1 protein-coding gene and 1 pseudogene are annotated in these 963 nt (G+C 49.2%); one reads left to right on the forward strand and one right to left on the reverse strand.

Annotation, left to right across the window (positions count from 1 at the left end):
- Positions 1 to 555, forward strand: a 555-nt coding sequence (locus tag R7Z50_RS25210) for a bifunctional 4-hydroxy-2-oxoglutarate aldolase/2-dehydro-3-deoxy-phosphogluconate aldolase (RefSeq protein WP_318149449.1), incomplete at its 5' end; no start/stop codon positions are given.
- 185 nt (positions 556 to 740) lie between these two features.
- On the opposite strand, the pseudogene R7Z50_RS25215 reads toward R7Z50_RS25210, so the two are convergent.
- A pseudogene (locus R7Z50_RS25215) lies at positions 741 to 963 on the reverse strand (transporter); the annotation flags it as partial.

The following is a 963-nucleotide window of genomic DNA, read 5'->3' on the forward strand; positions in this document are numbered from 1 at the left end:
AAGGCAGTGAAACTGGCACAGGTGCTGATTGAAAATGGCCTGCCATGTGCTGAAGTGACGTTCCGTACTGAAGATGCCGCTTTAGCGATCAAAAACATGCGCGAAGCGTACCCAGAGATGTTGATTGGCGCGGGAACTGTGCTGACAAGCGCGCAAGTGGATGAAGCGATTGATGCGGGCGTGGACTTTATTGTGAGCCCAGGTTTCAACCCAACTACAGTGAAATACTGCCAACAGCGTAACGTGACCATCGTCCCTGGTGTCAACAACCCAAGCTTGGTTGAACAAGCAATGGAAATGGTTCTGCGTACGCTGAAGTTTTTCCCAGCAGAACCGTCAGGCGGCGTCGCGATGCTAACAGCTTTATCTGCGGTTTATCCTGTAAAATTCATGCCAACCGGTGGCGTGAGCCCAAGCAATGTTAAAGATTACTTGTCTATTTCTTCAGTCTTGGCGTGTGGTGGTACTTGGATGGTACCCGGCGATTTGATTGACAACGAGCAATGGGATGAACTGGCGAAGCTGGTTCGTGAAGTTGCGGGAATTATCGAATAATTCCTCACCCCGGTTAGCGCCGAGAACTATCGTAGATAGTCGAACGATCTTTTGAGCAATTTGCCAACGCCTGCGGCTCCACCGTAGGCGTTTTTTTATATGCAGTTTTGGCGAGTTAAAAATCCAACTTTCCATTAGGCGCGACACAAAACAACGCGCCCAACACGGTTTACTTACCCATTTACTTACTTAGTTTTTTGTTTCTGCCAAGCACGTTTAGAGTGCAGGGTAGGTTGTAGTAGGAACAAGCTAAACAGCAACACGATGCAGCCAATTGCGACAAAGATGGATTGAGAAGAGCCCGCTAACACGACGCCGGCAAGAATCAGTAACATGCCCGCCAACGCTGTGATGGAGCCGACATAAAGTCCTTGCTTATGATTGATAGGGGACTGCTCCTCGTCGCTG

The organism is Vibrio sp. 1249-1, from assembly GCF_033340495.1.